Raw genomic sequence first — 6,579 nt, forward strand, 5'->3', positions numbered from 1 at the left:
GCGGTGCCCGGACACCGGCGGTGTCCGAACGTCCGTCCGGGACGTATCCGAATGGCTTACGGCGATGAAGACCGCGGCGCCGCGCGAAAATCATCGCTCGGCCGGAACACGAGTGCGACGGCGCCGGGGGCGACCCCGTCGCTCACCCGCACTCACTCCGGCCGTCCCTCACCCCACCGCCCCCGTCGTCCGCGGCGCCCCGGAGGATCCCCGCACCATCAACTCCCCCCGCGCGGTGGCGATCCCCCCGGGCGGCGGCTCCTCCCGCCCCATCGCGATCCGCCCCGCCCGCGCCCCCGCCTCCGCAAGCGGCAGCCGCACCGTCGTCAGCGCCGGCACCGCGTCGATGCTGAACGGCAGATCGTCGAACCCGGCGACCGACACGTCCTGCGGGATCCGCAGCCCCGAGTCCCGCAGCGCCGCGCACGCCCCCAGCGCGACGGAGTCGTTCGCGGCGACCACGGCCGTGAGCGTCGGGTCCCTGCGCAGGAGTTCGAGCGTGGCCTCGTAACCGGAGCGCCGGTCGTAGCGCCCGTGCACCGTCCAGCGCGGGTCCTCCTCGATGCCGGCCTCGGCGAGCGCCGCCCGGTGGCCCTCCAGCCGGTGCCGGGTGGTCGTCCGCTCCTCGGGACCCGCGATGTAGCCGAGCCGCCGGTGGCCGAGGCCGATCAGGTGCTCGGTGAGCTGTTTGCCGCCGCCCCGGTTGTCGAAGGTGAGGGCGATCGCCGCGGTGTCCGGTGCGGGCGGGCGACCGCAGAGCACGACGCGGGTGCCGGCGTTCGCGAGCTTCACGAGCTTCGCCGACACCGCCGCCGCGTGCGCCGAGTCCTCCACCGCGCCGCCGGTCAGCACGACCGCCGCGGCCCGCTGCCGCTGCAGCAGCGTGAGGTAGGTCAGCTCCCGCTCCGGGGAGCCGCCGGTGTTGCAGACGACCGGGAGCCGTTCGCCGCCGGCCCGCCCGCCGGGGCCGCCGATCTCGGACTGGATGGCGCTGGCCATGATCCCGAAGAACGGGTCGGCGATGTCGTTCACCAGGATGCCGACCAGGTCGGAGGTCGCGGCGGCGAGCGCGCTCGCGGGGCCGTTGAGGACGTAGTCCAGCTCGTCCACGGCCTTCAGCACCCGTTCCCGGGTGGAGGCGGCCACGGGATAGTTCCCGTTCAGCACCCGCGACACCGTCGCGGGGGAGACCTGTGCGCGGGCCGCCACGTCCGCCAGGGTCACCGTCATCTCGTCGTCCTCCGGTCGCGCATCTGGTCCCCACCTGTCCTCGTCCACCACCAGGACGTCACGTCCTGCCGCAGCGCGTCCCGCCCGTGCGGCAGTACGTCCGTCCCGCCGCGGTACGCCACGCGTACGCCACCTCACTCCATCTCACGTCAGGTCGCGTCACGTCACGTCCTGCGTCCTTGACGTCGTACACGTCACGCACCGGGCCGCGGTTGCGAACAGACCTTATGGCCCCCGCCCCGCGGCCGTTGGCGCGCCCGATCGACCCGAACAACTCGAAACGGTCACACCCTTGTCCGGACCCCTGGTCAGAGGCTAGCTTCTCATCAGATAGAAAGCGCTTGCTGTACGGCTTACCCGTCACTCGGGCAACACAGAAATCAGGGCGCCCGCGCGCCCGCGAAGGGAACAAACGTGACACGCAAGACGGTGCGTATCGCCATGAACGGCGTGACCGGGCGCATGGGCTACCGCCAGCACCTCGTCCGCTCGATCCTGGCCATCCGCGACCAGGGCGGCCTCGACCTCGGCGACGGCACCGTGCTGTGGCCCGAGCCGATCCTCGTGGGCCGTCGCGAGCACGCGCTGAACGCGCTTGCCGAGCGCCACGGCCTCGACCACGTCTCCACGGACCTCGACGCCGTCCTCGCCGACGACACCGTGGACATCTACTTCGACGCCCAGGTCACCTCCGCGCGCGAGGAGGCCATCAGGAAGGCCATCGCGGCGGGCAAGCACATCTACACCGAGAAGCCCACCGCCACGGGGCTGGAGGGCGCCCTGGAGCTGGCCCGGCTGGCCGCCGAGAAGGGCATCAAGCACGGCGTCGTCCAGGACAAGCTGTTCCTGCCCGGCCTGCTCAAGCTGAAGCGCCTGATCGACGGCGGCTTCTTCGGCCGCATCCTCTCCGTGCGCGGCGAGTTCGGCTACTGGGTCTTCGAGGGCGACTGGCAGGAGGCCCAGCGCCCGTCCTGGAACTACCGCTCCGAGGACGGCGGCGGCATCGTCGTCGACATGTTCCCGCACTGGGAGTACGTGCTGCACGAGCTGTTCGGCCGGGTGAAGTCCGTCCAGGCCCTCACCGCCACCCACGTCCCGCAGCGCTGGGACGAGAACGGCAAGCCGTACGACGCCACCGCCGACGACGCCGCCTACGGCATCTTCGAGCTGGACGGCGGCGCGATCGCCCAGATCAACTCCTCCTGGACGGTCCGCGTCAACCGCGACGAACTGGTCGAGTTCCAGGTCGACGGCACCGAGGGCTCCGCCGTCGCCGGCCTGCGCAACTGCCGCGTCCAGCACCGCAGCCTTACCCCCAAGCCCGTCTGGAACCCGGACATCCCGGCCACCTACTCCTTCCGCGACCAGTGGCAGGAGGTCCCGGACAACGCCGAGTTCGACAACGGCTTCAAGGCGCAGTGGGAGCTGTTCCTCAAGCACGTCTACGCGGGCGCCCCCTACCACTGGGACCTGCTGGCCGGCGCCCGCGGCGTCCAGCTGGCCGAGCTGGGCCTGCAGTCCTCGGCCGAGGGCCGCCGCATCGAGGTTCCGGAGATCGCGCTGTGAGCATCCGCCTCCCCGACGCCGACGGCACGCTGCGCACCTACGAGCCGCGCACCGAGCCCCTCGCGCTCACCCCGGGCGCCCCCATCACCTCCCGTACGGTCTTCTCCGCGGCGCACGTCGTCGCCGACCCGTTCGCGGACGTCACCCCCGACTCCCCGGCCGCCGTCGACTGGGACGCCACCCTCGCCTTCCGCCGCCACCTGTGGTCGCACGGGCTGGGCGTCGCCGAGGCCATGGACACCGCCCAGCGCGGCATGGGCCTGGACTGGGCCTGCGCGGCCGAGCTGATCCGCCGCAGCGCCGCCGAGGCCAAGACGGTCGGCGGCCGCATCGCCTGCGGCGTCGGCACCGACCAGCTCGCCGCCGGCGACCTCAAGGAGGTCCGCGCGGCCTACGAGGAGCAGCTCGCCGTCGTCGAGGAGTCCGGCGCGCAGGCCATCCTCATGGCCTCCCGGGCACTCGCCGCCGCGGCCCAGGGTCCCGAGGACTACCTGGAGGTCTACGGCCACCTGCTGCGCCAGGCCTCCGAGCCGGTCGTCCTGCACTGGCTCGGCCCCATGTTCGACCCGGCGCTCCAGGGCTACTGGGGCTCGGACGACCTCGACGCCGCCACGGACGTGTTCCTGGAGGTCATCGCCGCCCACCCGGACAAGGTCGACGGCATCAAGGTCTCCCTGCTGGACGCCCAGCGCGAGATCGACCTGCGCCGCCGGCTGCCGCAGGGCGTGCGCTGCTACACCGGCGACGACTTCAACTACCCCGAGCTGATCGCGGGCGACGACCAGGGCTTCAGCCACGCCCTGCTCGGCATCTTCGACCCGCTGGGCCCGCTGGCCGCCGAGGCGGTGCGCGTCCTGGACACCGGGAACACGGAGGGCTTCCGTGCCCTGCTCGACCCCACGGTCGACCTCTCCCGCCACCTGTTCCAGGCCCCGACCCGCTTCTACAAGACCGGCGTCGTCTTCCTGGCCTGGCTGGCCGGCCACCAGTCGCACTTCACGATGGTCGGCGGCCTCCAGTCGGCCCGCTCCCTCCCGCACTTCGTCCGCGCCTACGAACTCGCCGACGGTCTCGGCCTGTTCCCGGACCCGGCGCTCGCCGAGGAGCGGATGAAGAACCTGCTCGCGCTGTACGGAGTGACGCAATGACCGGTGACCTCTCCCGCTTCTCCATCAACCAGATGACGGTGAAGCAGCTGTCCCTGCCCGATCTGGCCGAGGCCTGCAAGGAGCTGGGCGTCGGCAACGTCGGCCTGTGGCGCGAGCCGGTCCAGTCCTACGGCGTCGAGGCGACCGCGAAGCTCGTGCGCGACGCGGGCCTGGCCGTCACGACCCTGTGCCGCGGCGGCTTCCTCACGGCGATCGACCCCGAGGAGCGGGCGGCGGCGCTGGCCGACAACCGCCGCGCGGTCGACGAGGCGGCAGCGCTGGGCACCGACACGCTGGTCCTGGTCTCGGGCGGCCTGCCGTCCGGCTCCAGGAACCTGCGCTCGGCCCGCGAGCGCATCGCCGACGCCCTCGCCGAACTCGGTCCCTACGCCGAGGAACACGGGGTGAGACTGGCCATCGAGCCCCTCCACCCCATGTTCGCCTCCGACCGCTGCGTGGTCTCCACCCTCGCCCAGGCCCTGGACATCGCGGAGCGCTTCCCCGCGCACCAGGTCGGCGTGACCGTGGACACGTACCACATCTGGTGGGACGACACGGCCCCGCTGCAGATCGCCCGCGCGGGCGCGGCCGGCCGCATCCACACCTTCCAGCTCGCCGACTGGACCACCCCCCTCCCGGAGGGCGTCCTCAACGGCCGCGGCCAGATCGGCGACGGCGCGATCGACATGCGCGAGTGGCAGTCGTACGTGGAGACGGCGGGCTACACGGGCCCGATCGAGGTCGAACTCTTCAACGAGGACCTGTGGGCCCGCGACGGCCGTGAGGTCCTGGCGGAGACGGCGGCGCGGTTCGTGGAGCACACGGAACGCTGAGCCGACGCCCCGCCGACGGGCCTTCGACTCCCGTCCCGCCGCACGAACGGCGGGACGGGAGCCGAGGGCCCGTGTCGCGTGGTCAGCGTTTGACGCGACTGCGGACGGCGAGCACGGCCAGGCCGAGGAGGACGGGTTCGACCAGTCGTGAGGTCATCTCGGTGTAGGTGCCGGTGGTGGTGAGGTCCTGGCCGGAGGAGCGGAAGACCACCGAGTTGACCACCACCCGCAGACCCTTCTCGAACCGTGCGGTCGTGACGCGTCCCGTGAGCGGGCCGGTGGGATTGACCGGGTCGGGCGTGTCGGTGGTGAGGACGATCTCCTGCCCGGCCCGGACCTGGCGTCCGGTGGTCCGGGGCTTCGGGTCGTCGGAGGGCAGGCCCCACATCATCATGACGGCGACGGTGAGGGCCATGAGGCCTCCCAGCCAGGCCAGTGCGCGGGCGGCCCGCAGCCCGTACCCGGACAGCGCCCAGTAGAGGGCCAGCAGCGCCCGCTCGCCCCAGGGCCGGGTGGAATCGTGGCGGCGCATCTCGCACTCGCCGTAGTAGAAGTCGGCGGCGTCCGGCTCGTTCTTCCCGTCCTCCAGGGACTTGCGCACCTGCCGGTACAGCGCCGCCACGGCGGCCGGCTTGAGCGCGGGAGCGTCCTGCGGCGGGCTGTCCCAACCGCCGGGGGCGTAACGGGCGGTGCGCGCCCGCCAGTGGTGCTCCTCGGTCAGGGTGTTGCGCCGGCTCCACCGCCAGGGGAAGCGCCGGCTCCAGCCGGCGGGGGTCGGGGCGAACGTGCACCAGCCGTCGACCTTGAGCTGGTCGAGATGGATGGCCCCGGCGAACCGGCAGGTGCTCAGGTCGATGTCGTGCAGGGCGAGGTGGGCGGTGTCGACGCCGCCGAGCGAAGTGAGGCGTACGCCGGGCCGCAGACCGGCGAGGGCGGTCTCCGGCAACGCCTCGGCCACGCGGCCGGAGCCGGGGAAGGGCGTGGGGCGGGCGGAGACCAGCACCGGGTACTCGAGCACCGCGTCTCTCAGGTCCAGCTCGGCGTACCGCAGGTGCAGCGTGGCGGTGGACGCCCACCGGGTGCGCGCGCAGCTGACCTGTCGGGCGGCGATCTCCAGCGTCACCGGTTGCTGGAACTCCGCACGATCCAGTGTCACCCGATCGCCGCAGACCAGCGGTCCCAGCCGTGGTGCCTTCTCGAAGCGCGCTTCGTCGAACCGGGCAGTGGCTCCGCAGGACGCACCGCGGAAACTCGCGGCTTCGGCGAAGGTCGCCCTGTGGAACCAGACAGCGTCCGTGAAACGTGCCTCGTCGAACCAGACCTCGCCGCTGAAGGCCGCTCGGTTGAACCAGGCGACGTCGGCGAAGCCCGCTCTGTGGAACCAGGCGTTGCCGATGAAGTGCGCCCCGTCGAACCGTGTGGGGCCGACGAATTCCGCGTCGCCGAACCGGGCGGTGCCGGTGAACTCGGCCTCGCTCAACCAGGCGTCGCCGACCGTGGACTTGCCAGTGCTGGGGTCGTGCAGCGCGGCGAGCAGGTCGTCCAGCAGTTCACGGGTGAACGGCGTACCCCGATGGTCGATGTCGGCGCCCGGCGACAGCGTCGCGAGGTGGGCGCGGCGGTCGGCCTCGTTCAGGTGGGCCAGACAAGCGGTGTAACCGGTCACGCGGATGCCCCGGCAGCCCACCGGATCGGCCGGAGCGGCGTCAGTGATGTCGACCGTGCAGCCCCGCACGACCGTCGGAACTGCCTGTTCCCAGTCCCGGATCTGTTCGTTGTAGGCGCGCGTCACGAGTGGGGCG

5 protein-coding genes are annotated in these 6,579 nt (G+C 72.3%); 3 read left to right on the forward strand and 2 right to left on the reverse strand.

The window, feature by feature from the left end:
* Window positions 1-168 precede the first annotated feature (168 nt).
* Entirely contained in the window at window positions 169-1,230 is a 1,062-nt protein-coding gene (locus ABZY13_RS04390; RefSeq protein WP_356627353.1) for a LacI family DNA-binding transcriptional regulator, read from the reverse strand.
* Between the two features lie 414 nt (window positions 1,231-1,644).
* Between ABZY13_RS04390 and ABZY13_RS04395 the strand changes: the two genes are divergently transcribed.
* The 3 genes from ABZY13_RS04395 to ABZY13_RS04405 are packed head-to-tail and all read left to right on the forward strand — an operon-like array spanning window position 1,645 to window position 4,777.
* Entirely contained in the window at window positions 1,645-2,796 is a 1,152-nt protein-coding gene (locus ABZY13_RS04395) for a Gfo/Idh/MocA family oxidoreductase (RefSeq protein WP_356627354.1), read from the forward strand.
* Window positions 2,793-3,944, forward strand: a complete 1,152-nt coding sequence (locus tag ABZY13_RS04400) for a dihydrodipicolinate synthase family protein (RefSeq protein WP_356627355.1) — start codon at window positions 2,793-2,795, stop codon at window positions 3,942-3,944. The genes ABZY13_RS04395 and ABZY13_RS04400 overlap by 4 nt, the downstream gene beginning before the upstream one ends.
* A complete protein-coding gene (locus ABZY13_RS04405; RefSeq protein ID WP_356627356.1) occupies window positions 3,941-4,777 on the forward strand; it encodes a sugar phosphate isomerase/epimerase family protein in 837 nt (278 codons plus the stop codon). Before ABZY13_RS04400 ends, ABZY13_RS04405 begins: the two co-directional genes overlap by 4 nt.
* A gap of 82 nt (window positions 4,778-4,859) precedes the next feature.
* Here the strand turns inward: ABZY13_RS04405 and ABZY13_RS04410 are convergent.
* Window positions 4,860-6,579 (reverse strand): pentapeptide repeat-containing protein (locus ABZY13_RS04410; protein WP_356627357.1); only part of this gene is annotated, 1,720 nt, incomplete at its 5' end.

This window comes from Streptomyces sp. NPDC006610 (assembly GCF_040611575.1).
In the GTDB taxonomy this organism is placed as follows: Bacteria; Actinomycetota; Actinomycetes; order Streptomycetales; family Streptomycetaceae; genus Streptomyces.